The following is a 17,394-nucleotide window of genomic DNA, read 5'->3' on the forward strand; positions in this document are numbered from 1 at the left end:
GACAAAATCCTGCAAAAAGAAGAAGGAGATACTTTTTATCTCCTTGAAAGATCTATTGTTTTATGGATATAAACTGTTTATGCAAATAAAATATTTTTCCGTTCTTTGTGATGATTTTGTAATTATTTGATGGAAAACCTAAGAATGATTCTGTCCAATGATTTGTATCATCAATAATTGCAACAGAGGTTGATGAATTTTTAATCATTCCTTCATTGATTACAAACATTTGATACTTTGGATTCCAGTAATAGTTTTCTTGTGTGATAATTTCTTCAATAAGCTTAAAATCTTCTTTGGAAGGAAATGTTTTCTTCATGGTTTTAAACTTTTGCCTGCTTATAGAAACCTGTATATTTAATTTCGGTTTTTGATTAAAGGTAATATGGTTATTTTCAATAATTTTTATCCATTCATTTGGAGATGCTTTAGGATTAATCCATTTTGCATTATAGATTTCGTCCTTATATTTTGTTTTTTTAAAGACACTCTTAAAATTGTCATCTGTATAAAGAAAAATCTCTATAAATTCTTCTAAAAAAAATGCACCTAATCGTTCATCTAATAATTGGTCTGTTATTAATAAATTATAACCTAATTCAGAAACAGGGATAAATTTAATATTTTGAACAGGTAATATATTTTCAATTTTATTTGTAAATACGTATTCATCATTGATAGATGAATATATAGCAATGACTGATGTGTCTTTTGATAGATTTAGTACAACAATTAATTCATCTTCATGGGCAGGTAGTACATTAGATTTATATAGTATTAAATCAATATAGTCAATATATTCAATCCATTGGTCATAGTTTAAATTCTTTAGTGTAGTTAGAATGATTGATTCAGACGCTTTTTTATGGAGATTACTATTTGTACTATAATAATCCTCTAATAGTGTATTTGAAATTTTAAGGTTAGGAACAACATAAGTTTTAAAAGTAGATATATATTGGTTGTTATTAAAGAATTCATTTAATATGAAGGCTGCAAATAATAAAAGGATAATCAGTAGCAAAGCAAAAATTTTTTTTATCATCTAGATCACCTCAATTAAGTATATGTCCTCATTAAATTAATTATTTGTATTTGATGGATAGAAAAACAAAAAAGACAACTATTAAAAATAATAGATGCCTTTTAAAGAAATTAATTTGAGGGATCTGTATGAATACTTGTCCATGTATATTGATCAACAAAATGAATAGGCTGTACTTCTTCTTTCCATAAATTATAATAGATGATTGCACTTAAACGAATAATGATATCTGTAATGTTATTCCAGTCATTTTCAGAGATATCTTTTAACTGATAGCCTCGCAGTAGTTTGACTTCATGATATATAGAAAATGAATCTTTTACATTTAAATATTGAGTAATATAGGACCTTTGTGAATCTTCTAAAACGGATTGATGGTTAGGCGATTCTATTAAATTGTCTTGAATACTTTGGATAATAGTATCCATATACTTATATGCTAATTTTTTAATGCCATCATTCAAATCATGAAAATATATTGGACCATGAATACATAAATTTTTACAGCTTTTATGAAATTTATTTTTTCTATATTTAGATAGTGCGATGATTTTTGCCAAAAGGATCCTCCTTGCTAAATATTTTATTTTATTATACACTATTTTCTTATAGAAATAAAAGAGGTTAAGTGTTAAAAACACAAATATAGACAGGCTGAATAATATGTAGTAAGAGTTATATTATTGAAGGAGATGAAATTTATGGATGAAATTAAAGAAATATATCATGGACTGAAAGAGTTTATTCAAGTTTTTATCATAAAATATGAATACGAAAATAGAGGAATATTAAAAAAAATGAGAATAGATAGTCGGTTGAACATGGATATAGATGATGAAAAATGGTGTGAATTATTTCTTTATAAGTCATGTTTTAATCATTGTGCAAAATTTGTTTTATTACGATATATTGAAGACCATGATTTAAGATATATGAAAATTAGCACAAAAGGCATTGAAAAGTGGAAAAATTTTGTAAAGAATATATCTGGAAAGTTGAATCTATTATATGATATTGCTATTAAAGATTTGCAATCAGACGAGAACAATCAAATAAGAAGTATTTTTAAGGAAAGTGATTATGATGTGTTTGAAATAGATGAGGAGTTAGCAAAAGTTATGAGTGATCATCTATCAGCTATTGATTTTTCAAGTTTAAAGAAAAAAGATATTGTTTTATTATTCAGACGAATTTATTCATTAGAACAAAGAGAAGAAATGAAATTAGCTGAATTTTATAAAGATGCACCTACTCTTTCGTATATATTAAAAATGGAAGAAATATTATAGAGCCGGGCTAGGCCTGGTTTTATAATATAGAAAAATTTTATCTACCAGTAGATATTAGGGTATAATAGACATATAATACTAAAAGTAAAAAGGTTAGAACCATAACAAAGGAGAGAAGTTTATGAATTTTGAAAATTTAGAAATGGTCATAGAAGAAAATGTTTTAAAGTTTTTATTAGAGGATAAATTTCAAAGAGATATTGAAGAAGCGAAAGTATACTTTGATAATTGTGTTGGTGAAGAAGTTACTAATGATAAAATGATGATAGATTTTAATTCATGGTTAATTTATGATTATAGAATGAAAGATGGTGCTGCATTTATTGAAAAATATTATGAAAGCACGAAAGGGGAATTATCCCAGGAAGAAAGGGTCTTTATCGAGAAAAGAATGCAATCTTATTTAAGTATATATGAAGTAAAAGAATTAAAGGAAAATAAAGGGTTATTAAAGGATATTTTCGCAAAAACAGAAATACTTGTGAATTTAGGGAAATTTCATGAAAAACAGTGTAAAGATTTGATTTTTGGTAGAATAATAAAAATAGAAAATGAAGCTATGTTTATTGGTAATATCATGTACATACCCGCACTTTTTCAAAATAGCATAGAAAGAAACGTGATTTTTAAGTATGAAGAATACAAAGGGAAAAATCAATACGCTACATGGAAAGAGTTTTTGAAGAAAAATAGTCTTTTGATTCAAAAACATGTGGATGTTATTGCTGATGTAACAAATGAGACAGAGAATGAAGATGCATACAATGTTTGGCAAAGTATCTACTTGATTCATGATGTGAAAACAATCGAAGGGATATTACAAAAACATGAAGGCATTCAATTAGATTTCGAGGAAGAGGGAAGCTGTTATTTTAAAATTTTTGATAAAGATGAGTTATTGGCAGAAATGGTTCTAGAAAAAAATAGAATAGAATTGGAATGTAATTCAGAAAATGAGCGCATAAAAGTAAAGAAATTAATAGAATCAATCTTAGGGGATTTGGCAAAACATTATAAGGATGAAATCATAGGTTTAGAGGATATTGTGTAAAAGGAAAAATTAACAAAAACACTTGTACTATAAAATTGACACAGAAGGATAAAATATATAAAATAGTATATAATTATAGTAAATGAATATTAATCTTGAAGGGGGATAAAAAACTCTTATGCAAATATCATTGTCAGATTTGGTAGATTCGTGTAATGAAGACATACCGTTACCTTTATCTTTAGATACGAGGAATCAATGTACAAATAACGAATTGAAATTTCTGAAGGATTTAAAAAAACTTTTAAAGGATTATAACAAGCCTACAAATAAGATCGAGTATTTAATTAGTGAGTTAGAAGGGAATAATGATTTTGAAAATGTAATTCGTATTTTTGATATTGATAAAAATAGTATCAAAAAAAAGATTGAAAAACATCCATATTTTAAAAATCCTTGTGATTACCCTATTCGTTTGATTACAATTATGAAATATTTAAAGAAAAAGAGCGTAAACATAAAGTATAAAGATATGGATTTAATTGTGGATCAATTGATTCAAGAAATAGATGGGGTTAAAAAAGTTGGAGATGGTATGTATTTAAAAAAGATAAATTAAGCAAAAAATAACGTGATATTTTCACGTTATTTTTATTTTATAAAATTCTAAAGACGGTGAAGGAATTTATCAAAGTTTATAGAAATAATATAGACAATCATGAATATAGAAGGTGAAAAAAATGAACTTATTTAGACATAAATCAATACCTTCACAAGAAAGAGATGAAGAAAAAAAATCAATACAGAAAGTTATAATTTTAGGGATATTGATGAGCTTTATTGCTACATCATTTATCTATTTTGTACCAAAAGATGTTATGATGAATAATAGTATTTTAAAAGGGATTTTGAATATAAAACCAAAAAAACAAATATTCATGTATTTAAAAACCATACAGCCCCTAGAAGATAGCTTTTATACATTGGTTAGTGAAAATATAGATTTAAGTAATAAGAGGATTCAGCAAGATAATAAAGATTTACTTAGGGAAAATATTACAGCAATCGATGAAATGATGCTTCAGTGGGTTAATGTTGAAAACAATGAGTATATGATAGAAAACCATTACCTATTTTTGGATGAAATGAAGATAATGAGAGATATTTTATTAGAAAAAAATTTGAGTATAGAATATAATGATGAAAAAAGCTTAGTAAAAGCCCATGAATATTTAAAAAAATATTTTATAATAGGCCGAATAAGAAGAAAATCCTTAAAAAAAACTTTTGATAAATATGATATTATATATTTGGAATTAGATAATAGAATAAAGTATATTACTAAATAATCACTAGAAAATTAATGCTTTTCATTGATGATTAAATGTGAATCCTTTGATGAAACAGTGTATGGATCATTATAGCTAGGGACTTTAATTTCTTTAAAGGCATGATAAAGTTTTTTAATAAATCCATTTTTTGTATCAAATAAAAATTGGATAGCATCAGTAGTTTCTTTAAGGGTTCTAGTGCATATTGTTTCATCTATAGATAGTGTGTAGTCTTTTTGTAGGGTTATACCTATTTTTTCTAAATTTGGTTGATAGATCAAAAGGATATCATTTATATTTTGACAGTGATTTGTATTAAAATCATAATCAAAATCTTTTAAGGAGATTATTGCTTTGTTGTATTTTGAGATGAGTTCTTTGATCATAGTAATAAAATTTTCATGTGCAGGATGAATAAATTTTTTTAATGTGTCTTCAAGTTCTTGTTGTACCCTATAGAAATGAAGATATTCTTTTTTGAGTTTTTTTAAATGTTCATAGAAATAGGATGATCCAAAAAAATTGTTTTGAGAGGACTGAAAGGCATAGTTATCAATTTTTTTTATTTTTCTTATGGGTTGAATACTGTGAATTTGATTTATTTTTGAAGTTTGATTAACGAACATATTGTTAATTCTATTTTTACTAGATGAGGATATTTTTTTGATTGACATATAAACACTCCTTTCATTGTTTATATAATATATCGGAAGAATTTTTGAAATATTCTATAGTGTTTAGAAAAAAATAAAAATTGCGACAGATAATACTGTAAAAGGATGCGTTCAAAATTGGATGCTTTCATAATTTTATTTAGGTGGAGATGTGATGCAAATTAGAAAGTGGAGAAGATTATTTGATGAAATTTTAAAAAATATAGAGGATTTAAAAATTGAAAGAGCTGATTTTGTATTAGAAATTTGCAAATTTATTTTTTTAAAGAAGTATAGCGCAGATGCTTTAAATGCCATAGGACTTTCTATAAGAGATGATCTAAAAGAGCAATTTGAATTGAATGAGATTCTAGATCTAAAAGATTATGATTTTACTATACTTAGTCATTTATATGAAAATTATTTATCACAAAATCGTCGAGAAAAGACAGGTAGCTTTTATACGCCATTTTCTATTATAGAGTATATGGTAGAAAGATCTTTAGAAATTTATTTATTAAGAGAAACGGGTTGCCCTGAAAAAGATTTGAGGAAAATTTTGTATGGAAATAAGTCACTTAATAGGATGTATATTGTAAAAATACTAAAAGCTTTGGATGAAATAAAAATGATTGATATAGCTTGTGGGACAGGATTATTTTTGATTGGTGCCTTTAAAAAAATATATACATATAAAAAAAATATTTATAGAACATTAGGAAAGAATGAAGAGGATTTTTTGATAAGAAAACATATTGTGGAAAATAATTTATTTGGGATAGATCTACAAAGGGAGCCAGCATGCATTGGGAAAATGGCTTTATTTTCTCTAGTTTGTGGAGAAAATAAAGAAGGATATCCAGATACAATTAATATTACTGTGGCAGATAGCCTAACAGATGAAAAGGTTTTTGAAGGTACTAAAAAATTTGATATTGCAATAGGGAATCCTCCGTATTTAGGGGAAAAAGGGAATAAAGCTGCATTTGACAAGATAAAAAATAGTTCCTTTGGAAAAAAATATTATGAAGGGAAGATGGATTATTTTTACTTTTTTATTTATAAGTCATTAGAAATTTTAAAAGAAAAAGGAATATTATCTTATATTACAACCAACTATTTTGTAACTGCTGATGGAGCAGTAAAATTGAGGGATTTTTTAAAGAATCATTGTACCTTTATTGATATTGTGAATTTTAATGATTATGAAATTTTTAAATCTGCTAAAGGACAGCATAATATTATATTTTTTCTAGCAAATAATATAAGTAAAAATCAATCTGTACGTGTAAAGTACGTTAAAGAAAAAAATATTGATGATAAAGATTTATATCAATTGCTTTATGAAAATAAAAAAATAGAGAAAAAAACATGTCAATATATATTGCCCAATCAAGAAAAATTGTATGATGATTATGGGCAGATTTTGATACAAGAGAACAATGAATATGATAGTATATTGGGGAAATTATATAATCATCGTCAGTATATATTGAAAGAAGTATGCAATGTGAATCAAGGGATTGTTAGTGGAGCAGACAAAGTAACGAGAGATATGCTTGAGAAAAAAATACCCTTTGAAATGGCTAAAAAAAACAATATAATATTGAATCAGGGAATATTTGTTTTATCTTATGATGAAGTAAGTGCATTAGGACTTTTAGGTTCACATTATCTCAAACCAATGTATAAAAATAGCGATATAAGAAGGTATTGTGCAAATCATAATCCTTCAAAATATTTATTATATATAGATGATCAAACAAAAATAGAAAAAAAGGTTTTACAGCATTTATCAAAATATAAAGAGGTTTTAAAAAAGAGAAGAGAAACCCTTCGAGGTACTAGACATTGGTATGCATTACAGTGGCCTCGAAATCAAGAAATATTTGAAAGTACTAAAATTATTGTTCCTCATAGAGCAAAAGAAAATAGATTTGCTTTGAATCATTCTTCGTGGTATGCTAGCGCTGATGTATATTTTATTACTTCAAAAGAAAAAACACTGGACTTTTATATGTTATTAGGTCTTTTAAACTCAAAGATTATGTACTTTTGGTTGTATAATCGTGGAAAAAGAAAGGGCGATTATTTAGAACTGTATGCAACTCCTTTGAAAAATTTGCCAATCACATGTAGTGCTCATAAAAGTATTTGTGAAGATATTAAGATTCTAGTGAAACAAATGGTGCAGTTTGGACAAACGCAAATAGCTCAAGAAAAGATAGATAGCATATTTTATGATTTATATTCATTAACAAGTGAAGAAGTAGCAATCATAGAAAATTTGTATAAAAGAAATATAAAAAAATAACTTATATTTAATCACCAAATAAAAAACAACGAATATTATGTATTGAAATAAACGAGGGCTAAAGGTTATGAAACATGTGTATGATATAGTCCCTTATAATGAAAGGAGGCTATATGTTTGAAGGAATTTAGTATTTTTTTTCCTACAGAAAGCTTAAGAAATGATTATATGAAGAGAATTTTTAAAGTGGAAGAAGAAATCAATCATAAGAAGCTACAGGATGTATCTATTTTAGGAGTAAAAGGTATTTCTTTTCAAAGTAAATATAAAAAAATTCCTGGATATTGGACTAGAATAAAATTAAAGGATGAAAAAGAGAGTTGCATAATAAAGCGTAGGATTCATAAAGAAATACCATCATTTTGGGTTTTTGAAAATTTATTTTTTCCTCGAGAATTTATCACACAAAGGAAAATGGAAAAAATGTGGATACAGAAATACAATTTGATGGAAGAAGGAACTAATTCTAATGCATGGAAAATTTTTCTAAGAGAAGGGAAAAATCATTTAGAAGAAGGTAGGATAGATATTGCAAGAGCAGCTTTTATGTGTATATATAAAAATAATCCTTTTTTTCTAAAAAAGTACAAAAGATATTATCTTTTTGAAGAGCTTGCCTATTATTATGAAGCAAAAGGAGAACTTCATAAGAGTATTAGATGTTTGAAAGTTCAAGCAAGTCTTCAACCGAATGCATCAGAAGCTTACTTGAACATGAGCAATTTTTTATTGCTTAATGGATTAGAAGAAGAAGCAATAGATGTGTGTAGACGTGGACTAGAGATTAATCCAGATGATGAATATTTGATTAATAATTTACTCATTGCATATGTAAATAGCGAGTATTTTGATATTGCCTTAGAATTTTTAGAAGATCGTATAAAGAAATATCCAGATGTCTCAATGAACTGGAAATTAATGGCTGATATTTTTTGCCAAATTGGAAAAGATAAAGCTTCTATTATTTGTTATCAAAAGGCTCTTGATATGAGTGGGGAAGATATTTTGGAAGTACAACAAGATATTTATTATAGTTTGGGTATATGTTATCAGCAAGTACGTGAATATGAAAAGTCAATCTATTATTATGAGAAATTTTTAAAATATGAAGAAAAAGATGCTGTTGTTTTATTAAATCTATCTAAAATATATGGAGAAGATTTAAAAGAATATGAAAGAGCTGAGTATTATGCAAGAAAGGTTATTGAATTATATCCGCAAAATGGACATGGACATCATAATTTAGGTTTAATCTATCTTTATACAGGTAAATTAGAAAAAGCCAAGTGGTATTTATATAAGGCGAGAAAGATCCTTCCTGGTTATCAGCCTATTCGTGATGCTATTGTAGAGTTGAAGAAAAAATATTCAGTCCTTTAGAATGAGTCAATAGTCAAAGCTATTGACTTATTTTTTTGCATAATAAAGAAAATCTTATATTACCTGTATTGAATAGTCATAAATATAAAAAATAACTGAGAAAAAGAGAAAGTTAGGGGATTTGATTATGGAAAAGATACAGAGAAAATAAAAAAGTAAGAAATCAATTAGACAAGACTATGTATAAAGAATCGGGAAAATTTCCCAATTCTTTTTATTTTAGCAACCATATCCACAGAAACCGGGACAGCAGAATAAGACTACAAGAAGTAGAAAGAAGAATAATAAACTACTATCACAACCACCATAGCAACCCACATTAACCCCTCCTTTATTTTCTTTTTTTATCTTGAATATTTTATCTCTTGTCCTTTTTCTTAGTATATAGTATGTAACTTGTAGGATTTATGTTACAAAATAAAAAAGTGTTTTGAAGAAATTTATAAGTTTATGATAAAATCATGGATTAAAGATTAAAAATAAAATAAAAAACAGCACAAAATTGTACCGATACAAACCGGGTTAATTCGCTGTTTACACAGATACAATTTAATGCTATAATAAAATCGAAATGATACATTTTGACATAATTTAAAGGGGGAACGATACAATGCATAAAATGAATGTAAAACAATTAACGATTACAGGATTAATGGCAGCTTTAGTATTAGTAGGTACAATGCTAATACAAGTGCCAACGCCAACGAAAGGATATATTCATATTGGTGATAGTATGGTATATCTTAGTGGTATTTTATTAGGGCCGATAGCTGGAAGTCTTGCTGCAGGAATAGGATCTCTTTTTGCAGATGTTTTTTCTGGATATTTTATTTATGCTCCTGCTACTTTTGTTATTAAAGGTTTGGAGGCTTTAGCTATAGGGTATATCTATCATAAGATAGTAACAATAGATACAAGTATTTCAAAAAAAATTATTATATTTGTTTTTTCGGTGGTAGTAGGAGGAATGATTATGGTTCTTGGATATTTAGCTTATGAAAGTATATTGTATGGTTTTGCTACGGCTGTATTAGGGGTTGTTGGTAATATTACTCAAGCAGTAGGCGGCGGTGTTTTAGCAGCACCACTGATGATTGCTTTAGATAAAATAAAATTATTTCAAAAACTAAAAGAAAATTATAAACAAGGATAAGACTTCCATAGATGGAAGTCTTGTTTTAGTAAAAATTATGATGTAATTCCATATAATGGTATATTTCTTTCTGAAAGCTTTTTTATGAAAAGGGAATGATAATGATATAAAAAAGAAAGGAAGGGATATGATGTTAAATAGTATTAGTGAAAGAAGGGTAAAAGTAAGAGATAAATACAAATTATATCTTGAAGTACCAGAAAAAGAATATTTATTTACATATGATAGAAATGTAAGTGTTGAAAATGCTAAAGATATTTTATGGCAGTATTTAAATTATCATCAAGATGATGGGCGAGTGGAAAATGTTGAAATTAAGCATGATAAAAACAATCATAGCATCAATATTGAGGCTGATTTATTATATAAAGGAAATGATCATACTGCAGGAAGATATAGACCTAACTATCTAAGAGATGAAAAAGAATTGAGACATTAATATAAATAATAAAAGATATATTCTTTTTTGGAATATATCTTTTATTTTTAATGAATAAGGGAAAAATATTCATTAAAAGGATTATATAGGAATATCCAAAAGAGAGGGATCAAATAAGTGAGAAGACCTATTTTAATAGTAACAGCATTCTATGTTTTAGGAATCTTATTGCAACATATAGTTTGTATGTCTTATGAGACAATGATATATATTTTTTTTATAAATATTATTGTTGGAATTTTTATATACAGGAAAGGTTTTGTTGTTGTTTTATTTTCTATTATATTATTATTGGGATCTTTAAATTTCAAGGTAAATAATGAATATGAGGGACAATTGGAATCATTCTTTGAAAAAAAACTATATGTTATTGGCGATGTAATAGATGTTTCTTATAAATATAAAGAACGAATAGTCATGACATTAAAGGTAGAAGCAATTGTAATGGATGGAAAAAAATATAGACTTTCTAGAAAAATATATGCAAAACTTAAAGGACAAAATGATGGGTTTAAATCCGCCATAGGAAAACGAATTGGCGTTTATGGAACACTTTTAGAACCTCAGAAAAGACGAAATCCTAAAATGTTTGATTACAATATGTATCTAAAGGGCAAAAACATTTATGGAATTTTATATGGAGATGTTAAAAGAATAGAGATCATTGGAAAGGGCAACATATCTTTTGTGATAAAAAAAGCAAATAGAATAAAAAACAAGATTGTTCTTATCATTTCTAAGGTTTTGCCTAAGAAGGAAGGTGGAATCTTTTTAGGAATTCTTCTAGGAGATAAAGACAATTTAGATCAAAATATATATACAACCTTTAAAAAAGTAGGGGTTGCCCATATATTGGCAGTATCAGGGCTTCATGTAGGGATTCTTTATATGTATATTCAAAAGTTGCTAAAGGATTTTTCTATAACCATAAGAACATTTATTATATTGGCCATTTTGAGTTTTTATGTTATCATTACTGGATATGCCCCTTCTGTTTTACGGGCTACAAGCATGACTATTATATTAGTTTTAGCACCACTTTTTAATAGAAGATATGATTCATTATCGGCTATTGCTACTGCCGGATTAATATTTTTAATTGTAAATCCTTTGTATCTATTTGATACAGGATTTCAACTTTCTTTTATAGCAGCATTTGTGATTATTCTTTTCTACAAACCAATTTTACATAAATTAAAATTTATACCTGAATCTATTAGGCAAATTTTATCTGTATCTATGGCTGCTCAAATAGGAATTATTCCTGTTGTAGCATATCATTTTAATTACATATCTTTAGGTGCGTTTATTGTAAATATACCTATTGTAATCATTGTAAGTTTTATTGTACCCATAGGACTTATAATGATTATGATTGGATTTATTAGCATATCTATGGCATCTGTTTTGGGATGGCTTGTCTCTATTTTAATAAGAGTTATGGTCGCTTTATCTGAGTTTATAGAAGCTATACCTTTTTCTAATGTTGAGGTAGTTTCACCAAGTTTTTATTTTATATTTTTTTATTATGCTTTTTTTATGATATGGGTGATAGGAGATAAGAAAATTAAGGATTATTCTATGAACAAAAGGAAAGGAATGGGTATTGTTATTGGCGTATATGTGACAATAGCCTTTTCTTTGTACTTGTTACCTGGTAAAATGGAAATTACATTTGTGGATGTTGGACAAGGAGATTGTATTCTTATTAAGACACCTATGAAGAAAAACATTTTAATAGATGGAGGGGGCAGCCTTCAAAACAGAATAGATATTGGTGAAGATATTCTAGTACCCTTTTTAAGAAAGAATGGTATAAGTTGCATTGATCTAATGATATTATCTCATATTCATAAAGATCATATAGGAGGACTCATCAGTGTGTTAGATCATCTAAGGGTAAAGACTTTTATTATGGGGACAGATTATTATCAATCAGAAGATTTCAAAACGTTGAAAGAAAAATGTATCAAGCAAAAAACAAAGATCTACCAATGTCTAAAAAATGATAAAATAAAAATTGAAAAAAATGTGAATCTGAAATTTATTCATCCTGGAAAGTCTTTAGTTATGTCTAGTGGTGATGATATAAACAACAACTCGTTGATTACATTAATGGAATATAAGGGATATAATTTATTATTTACTGGGGATGTAGAAGCAGAAGGAGAACAGGAGATTTTAAGAAGTTATCCAAAACTCTCTGTAGATGTATTAAAAGTGGCTCACCATGGTAGTAATAGTTCTAGCACGGATGCTTTTTTAGGATTAGTAAGACCAAAAGTTGCTGTCATACAAGTTGGAAAAAACTTACATGGGCATCCACATAAAAACGTATTGGAGCGGTTAAAAGAAAAGAACACAGCAGTATTTAGAAATGATCAGGATGGTGCTGTGATTGTAACTTTAGATAAACAAAGAATAGGAATCAAAACTATGTTACATGAATGAAGAAAATAATTTGGAGGATTTATTATGAATTATAAAGATGTTTTAAAGGATTTGAAAAATGGTGAACTGAGGAATTTATATTTGTTTTATGGACATGAATACTATCTTATAGAAAATACCTTAAACACGATAAAAGAAAAAACAATTAATAAAGGATTCGAAGATCTTAACTATCAGTTTATAGATGGGAAAGAGACGGATGTGGATGCAATTATTCATGCCTGTGAGACCCTTCCATTTATGGGGGAGAGGAGAATGGTTCTTGTAAAGGATTTAGAGTGTTTTCTGGGCAAAAGAAAAAATATTAGTGAAGAGGAGGAAGCAAGACTTCATAAATATTTTACAAATCTACCGGATACAACACAACTATTTTTCGTAGCAACCCAAGAAATTGATAAAAGAAAAAAGATTATAAAAGTTATTAAGAAGCATGGGGAAATTGTAGCCTTTGATAAATTAACTGAGAAGGATATCTATAAATGGATTCAAAAAACTTTTAAAAAGAGCAATAAAGAAATTAAAAACAAAGAAATAGCTTTTTTGTTAGAACTTACTGGATATTTAGATAGGAATTCAAATAAGAATCTAAAAGACTTAGATAATGAAATTAATAAACTATGTAGTTTTTTGGGGGATCGAGTTTTAGTGACAAGCAGTGATATTGAACTATTAGCACCTAAATCTATGGAAAATAATATATTCAGCCTTGTAGAGTTTATAGGAACTAAAAATGCGGATAGAGCCCTTTCTTTTTTTAACGATATGTTGATAGAAGGGGAGTCGGAAATAAAGATATTATATATGATTACAAGACAGTTTCGATATTTATTTCAAATAAAGCTAATGGAAAAGCAGGGATATACAGCCATGGCTATAGGGCCAAAATTAGGGCTTAGACAGTTTGTTGTAAAGAAATATTTAAAGCAGGCTATGAATTTTGATGTAGAGATGTTAAAAAAAGCACTTAAGACTTGTCTTCATACAGATGAAAGTATTAAGAAAGGTAAGATGGATCAAAGATTAGGGATAGAACTATTGATTACTCAATTTGGAAAATAAAAAACCCCAAAAACGGCGGAAAGCGTACAGTGTACGCTTTTTATCTTAATGGGGAATAAATGACGGTTGATTTATTATATAGCTTTGTTTAATTTGATAGCTAATCTAGCAACTTTTCTAGAAGCATTATTTTTGTGGAAAGTTCCTTTTGCAGCAGCTTGCATGATTTTCTTTTCAGCAAATTGGAACTTAGCTTTTGCCTCTTCTACATTACCAGCGACTAAAGCTTCTTCGAATCTTCTGATTGCAGTTTTAACAGCAGATTTAACTTTTCTGTTTCTAGCTGTTTTTACATCAATAACTTTAATTCTCTTTTTAGCAGATTTAATGTTTGCCAATCTATTCACCCCCCTTATATCTAATTCAACAAAAGATATTCTATCATGATTATTATGAAAAAGCAAGGAAAAAACTCCTATTTGTTTTATTTCCATAAAGCTATCAATTTATACATGGTTTCAAAATTGAGAGAGTTATTTAAATATTGTACATAAATTTAAAAAGATAGTGAAAACTATAAAAATAGGAGGTGGAATGAATGTTTCAAATACGAACAGATTTAGCTTTAGAAACAAGAGAATTGTATCAAGAAAAGACAAAACAAGAAATTCCAGGGGTACAAGTAGAGCAAAGAGAAGAGGATTTTGCTACTATTACGGATGTGAAAGTTTTAAATGGAGAAGGCAGTAGGATTATGGGAAAGCCAGAGGGAAGCTATATTACCATTGAATCGCGAGGAATGAAAAATGCCGATGCAGATTTAAAGGATCGTTTAAGTCAATCTTTAGCAAAAGAGTTAGTAAATCTTGTACCTAAAAAGGAGAACTTTAAAACACTTATTGTAGGACTGGGAAACTGGGATATTACGCCAGATGCTTTAGGACCTCAAGTGATATCGAAGGTGTTTGTGACAAGACATTTTTTTGAAGCGTATAAAAAAAGTGAAGATCCAACAATGAGACCAGTGAGTGCTATATCACCAGGGGTAATGGGAACTACAGGAATTGAGACGGTAGAAATTATTCGAGGCGTTGTTGAAAAAACAAAGCCAGATCTTGTCATTGCTATTGATGCTTTAGCATCGAGAAAAATGCAAAGAGTACATACAACGATACAAATATCCACTACTGGAATAAACCCAGGAGCTGGTGTTGGAAATAAGAGAAAGGAATTAAGTGAAAATACTTTAGGAGTACCTGTTTTGGCCATTGGTGTACCTACTGTTGTTGATGCTGCAACCCTGACAAATGACACAATCAAATTAGTTGTAGATGAATTATCTAATCAAGCATCTAAGGATTCGGAATTTTATAAAATTCTAAAAGGAATGAGTGATGAGGACAAATATGGATTGATTAAAGAAGTCCTAGAACCATATGGTGCAAATGTAATTGTTACAACAAAAGATATAGATATGATTATAAGAAATATATCACAAATTATTGCCAATGCTTTAAATATAGCGCTGCATCCTGGGATTGATTTAAAAGATGTCAATCGATATTTACAGTAATAACAATCATATATTAATCACACCTCTCATATAATCTTATATAGACACAAAAATAACAAAAGAAACTAAAGAGAGGTGCATAAACTGGTGAAGATTAAAGTAATTGAAATGAAAAAATATTATAGATGGATAGGCATTTTTGTAACTTGTATGATGTGTATCATGTCATTTAGAATTTTGATTTTAGATACTAAGGATATTATGATTGCGAAAGCTAATGGGGCCAGAAAGGGTCAAAGTGTTGTACAAGCTAATAGAGAAGAAAATATAAAGGATCGTTTGTTCATACAAATGTTAAATAAAACTATCCCCCTTTTAGAAGTAAATTATGAAAAAGAAAATGGATATAGTCATGATAAAACATTTATAAAACTTGTTCTAGGAAAAATAATTAATTTTGATTATGAAGATCCTAAAACATTATTTAAAGCACAAATATCTATGTTAAAAGAAGCTGATGATGATTTAGCAGAAATGGATGATTATAAGGTGCTAAAGGATCAGGGAGATAACATAGCACAAAATAATTTTGAAAATAATTCTTTAGAAGAAGTAAATCGTAATCAAGTAGTAAGAAAAACAAAAGAAATTCAAGAAGTAGCAACAGGGTCAACGAATGTAAAAGTAGAAAATATAAAAAAGGAAAATGAGACCACCAATAAAAATACAGCATCTATACCTATTGTAAGTTCTGCTGTTAAAACCCCTAATAAAGTAAAATTGAATATGAGTAAGCCTGTAGTATTTGTATATCATACTCATGCAACTGAATCATATATGCCTGAATCAATAGGGAACTTTCATTCTCTTAATAGAAAATTTACAGTAAGAGTAGTGGGAGATCAATTAACATCTTATTTAACCCATAAAGGCTATAATGTAATACATAATGATACCCTACATGATTATCCATCCTATCAACAATCTTATATACGGTCCCTAGAAACATTAAAAACGAACATGAATAAAAATCCTTCTTTGAAAATAATCTTTGATATTCATAGGGATGCTGCTCCTAATAATAGCAGTGCTAGAAAGAATAGTTATGTAGTGATTGATGGACAAAAAGTTGCAAGATATAGTATCGTTGTGGGTACAGGAAATAAGAATGCAGAAAAATTACTAACATTTGCTGAATATATAAAAGCAAGAAGTGATGAATTATATCCAGGTTTAGCAAAAAAAACGATCACCAAGCCCTATCGATTTAATCAATTTAATTCAGATTATTATGCTCTTATAGAAATTGGAAATACTGCTAATAATATAGATGAGGCTGTTAGGACAACAAAATATTTATCTCAAGTGTTAGATCAAGTGATTAAGGATATAAAAAGATGATATGGTGATGAAAATGAGCAGGGTAGAAAGAAAAAATTTAAATAAAAAGAATAAAAAAAGAAGTGGAAGAAAGTGTATTTGTATGTTATTTATGTTTTTTATATTGATCAATGGTATTTTAATTGTAGATGATTCTTTTAGAATGATGATGATGATTGAGGAACCAAAAGTTTTTGATCACAAAAAGATTAATGAGCAAGTACATGAAATATGTTTTTGTGGAGAAAATTTCTATATAGATGAACAAAAAATTTATACTACCTATGAATCTATTAGAAATGAAGTCCAAGATTGTATAGAAATATTGAAAGAAAAGAAAAAGGTGATTTGCAAGGAAAGGTAAAGGCCAGCCGAGTTACTAGCTCGGCTGTTATTATATATCTTTGTAAATAAGAACTCTATACGAGCAAAATGAATTATGATATAATGTTAAAG

Annotated in this window: 17 protein-coding genes; 13 read left to right on the plus strand and 4 right to left on the minus strand. The window is 27.8% G+C overall.

The annotated features are described in order from the left end of the window. Positions 1–52: 52 nt before the first annotated feature. Together K7H06_RS06240 and K7H06_RS06245 are read right to left on the minus strand one after the other, a co-directional pair. Positions 53–1,045: a hypothetical protein gene (locus K7H06_RS06240; RefSeq protein WP_223039023.1), complete on the minus strand. Its 993-nt coding sequence runs from the start codon at positions 1,043–1,045 to the stop codon at positions 53–55. 110 nt (positions 1,046–1,155) lie between these two features. Beyond that, entirely contained in the window at positions 1,156–1,605 is a 450-nt protein-coding gene (locus K7H06_RS06245) for a hypothetical protein (protein ID WP_223039024.1), read from the minus strand. 141 nt (positions 1,606–1,746) lie between these two features. On the opposite strand from K7H06_RS06245, the gene K7H06_RS06250 reads away from it, so the two are divergent. The 4 genes from K7H06_RS06250 (at position 1,747) to K7H06_RS06265 (ending at position 4,674) form a co-directional block, all read left to right on the plus strand. Then, on the plus strand, positions 1,747–2,334 hold the full coding sequence (locus tag K7H06_RS06250) for a hypothetical protein (RefSeq protein WP_223039025.1): 588 nt from the start codon (positions 1,747–1,749) through the stop codon (positions 2,332–2,334). 121 nt (positions 2,335–2,455) lie between these two features. After that, positions 2,456–3,385 carry a DUF7986 domain-containing protein gene (locus tag K7H06_RS06255; protein ID WP_223039026.1) on the plus strand — a complete coding sequence of 310 codons (930 nt, stop codon included), beginning with the start codon at positions 2,456–2,458 and terminating at the stop codon, positions 3,383–3,385. A gap of 118 nt (positions 3,386–3,503) precedes the next feature. Continuing rightward, on the plus strand, positions 3,504–3,944 hold the full coding sequence (locus K7H06_RS06260) for a hypothetical protein (protein WP_223039027.1): 441 nt from the start codon (positions 3,504–3,506) through the stop codon (positions 3,942–3,944). 121 nt (positions 3,945–4,065) lie between these two features. Further along, positions 4,066–4,674 (plus strand): hypothetical protein, encoded by a 609-nt coding sequence (locus K7H06_RS06265; protein WP_223039028.1) that lies wholly within the window; start codon positions 4,066–4,068, stop codon positions 4,672–4,674. Between the two features lie 11 nt (positions 4,675–4,685). On the opposite strand, the gene K7H06_RS06270 is transcribed toward K7H06_RS06265, so the two are convergent. After that, on the minus strand, positions 4,686–5,330 hold the full coding sequence (locus K7H06_RS06270; protein WP_223039029.1) for a hypothetical protein: 645 nt from the start codon (positions 5,328–5,330) through the stop codon (positions 4,686–4,688). 154 nt (positions 5,331–5,484) lie between these two features. Between K7H06_RS06270 and K7H06_RS06275 the strand changes: the two genes are divergently transcribed. From K7H06_RS06275 to holA, 6 genes are all read left to right on the plus strand, one after another. Then, positions 5,485–7,623 (plus strand): Eco57I restriction-modification methylase domain-containing protein, encoded by a 2,139-nt coding sequence (locus K7H06_RS06275; protein WP_223039030.1) that lies wholly within the window; start codon positions 5,485–5,487, stop codon positions 7,621–7,623. A gap of 117 nt (positions 7,624–7,740) precedes the next feature. Further along, positions 7,741–9,003, plus strand: coding sequence for a tetratricopeptide repeat protein (locus K7H06_RS06280; RefSeq protein WP_223039031.1), 1,263 nt, complete (start codon positions 7,741–7,743; stop codon positions 9,001–9,003). Between the two features lie 610 nt (positions 9,004–9,613). Then, entirely contained in the window at positions 9,614–10,156 is a 543-nt protein-coding gene (locus tag K7H06_RS06285; RefSeq protein ID WP_246637643.1) for an ECF transporter S component, read from the plus strand. Positions 10,157–10,286: 130 nt separating this feature from the next. Beyond that, a complete protein-coding gene (locus K7H06_RS06290; RefSeq protein WP_223039032.1) occupies positions 10,287–10,595 on the plus strand; it encodes a hypothetical protein in 309 nt (102 codons plus the stop codon). 117 nt (positions 10,596–10,712) lie between these two features. Then, complete coding sequence (locus K7H06_RS06295) at positions 10,713–13,046, plus strand: DNA internalization-related competence protein ComEC/Rec2 (protein WP_223039033.1); 2,334 nt, start codon at positions 10,713–10,715, stop codon at positions 13,044–13,046. 24 nt (positions 13,047–13,070) lie between these two features. Next, positions 13,071–14,105: a DNA polymerase III subunit delta gene (gene holA / locus K7H06_RS06300; RefSeq protein ID WP_223039034.1), complete on the plus strand. Its 1,035-nt coding sequence runs from the start codon at positions 13,071–13,073 to the stop codon at positions 14,103–14,105. Positions 14,106–14,179: 74 nt separating this feature from the next. On the opposite strand, the gene rpsT is transcribed toward holA, so the two are convergent. Continuing rightward, a complete protein-coding gene (gene rpsT / locus K7H06_RS06305) occupies positions 14,180–14,443 on the minus strand; it encodes a 30S ribosomal protein S20 (RefSeq protein ID WP_223039035.1) in 264 nt (87 codons plus the stop codon). Between the two features lie 200 nt (positions 14,444–14,643). Between rpsT and gpr the strand changes: the two genes are divergently transcribed. The 3 genes from gpr (at position 14,644) to K7H06_RS06320 (ending at position 17,302) form a co-directional block, all read left to right on the plus strand. Further along, positions 14,644–15,618 (plus strand): GPR endopeptidase, encoded by a 975-nt coding sequence (gene gpr / locus K7H06_RS06310; RefSeq protein ID WP_223039036.1) that lies wholly within the window; start codon positions 14,644–14,646, stop codon positions 15,616–15,618. A gap of 87 nt (positions 15,619–15,705) precedes the next feature. Then, complete coding sequence (gene spoIIP, locus K7H06_RS06315) at positions 15,706–16,959, plus strand: stage II sporulation protein P (RefSeq protein ID WP_223039037.1); 1,254 nt, start codon at positions 15,706–15,708, stop codon at positions 16,957–16,959. A gap of 13 nt (positions 16,960–16,972) precedes the next feature. Next, a complete protein-coding gene (locus tag K7H06_RS06320) occupies positions 16,973–17,302 on the plus strand; it encodes a hypothetical protein (protein WP_223039038.1) in 330 nt (109 codons plus the stop codon). Positions 17,303–17,394 lie beyond the last annotated feature (92 nt).

It is taken from the genome of Crassaminicella profunda, assembly GCF_019884785.1.
GTDB lineage: Bacteria > Bacillota > Clostridia > Peptostreptococcales > Thermotaleaceae > Crassaminicella > Crassaminicella profunda.

What these genes read in the sequence shown, in the direction of transcription:
- K7H06_RS06240 (WP_223039023.1), bottom strand. Translation starts at nt 1,045, where the DNA reads ATGATAAAAAAAATTTTTGCTTTGCTACTGATTATCCTTTTATTATTT.
- K7H06_RS06250 (WP_223039025.1), top strand. Translation starts at nt 1,747, where the DNA reads ATGGATGAAATTAAAGAAATATATCATGGACTGAAAGAGTTTATTCAA.
- K7H06_RS06255 (WP_223039026.1), top strand. Translation starts at nt 2,456, where the DNA reads ATGAATTTTGAAAATTTAGAAATGGTCATAGAAGAAAATGTTTTAAAG.
- K7H06_RS06260 (WP_223039027.1), top strand. Translation starts at nt 3,504, where the DNA reads ATGCAAATATCATTGTCAGATTTGGTAGATTCGTGTAATGAAGACATA.
- K7H06_RS06265 (WP_223039028.1), top strand. Translation starts at nt 4,066, where the DNA reads ATGAACTTATTTAGACATAAATCAATACCTTCACAAGAAAGAGATGAA.
- K7H06_RS06270 (WP_223039029.1), bottom strand. Translation starts at nt 5,330, where the DNA reads ATGTCAATCAAAAAAATATCCTCATCTAGTAAAAATAGAATTAACAAT.
- K7H06_RS06275 (WP_223039030.1), top strand. Translation starts at nt 5,485, where the DNA reads ATGCAAATTAGAAAGTGGAGAAGATTATTTGATGAAATTTTAAAAAAT.
- K7H06_RS06285 (WP_246637643.1), top strand. Translation starts at nt 9,614, where the DNA reads ATGCATAAAATGAATGTAAAACAATTAACGATTACAGGATTAATGGCA.
- K7H06_RS06290 (WP_223039032.1), top strand. Translation starts at nt 10,287, where the DNA reads ATGTTAAATAGTATTAGTGAAAGAAGGGTAAAAGTAAGAGATAAATAC.
- holA (WP_223039034.1), top strand. Translation starts at nt 13,071, where the DNA reads ATGAATTATAAAGATGTTTTAAAGGATTTGAAAAATGGTGAACTGAGG.
- gpr (WP_223039036.1), top strand. Translation starts at nt 14,644, where the DNA reads ATGTTTCAAATACGAACAGATTTAGCTTTAGAAACAAGAGAATTGTAT.
- K7H06_RS06320 (WP_223039038.1), top strand. Translation starts at nt 16,973, where the DNA reads ATGAGCAGGGTAGAAAGAAAAAATTTAAATAAAAAGAATAAAAAAAGA.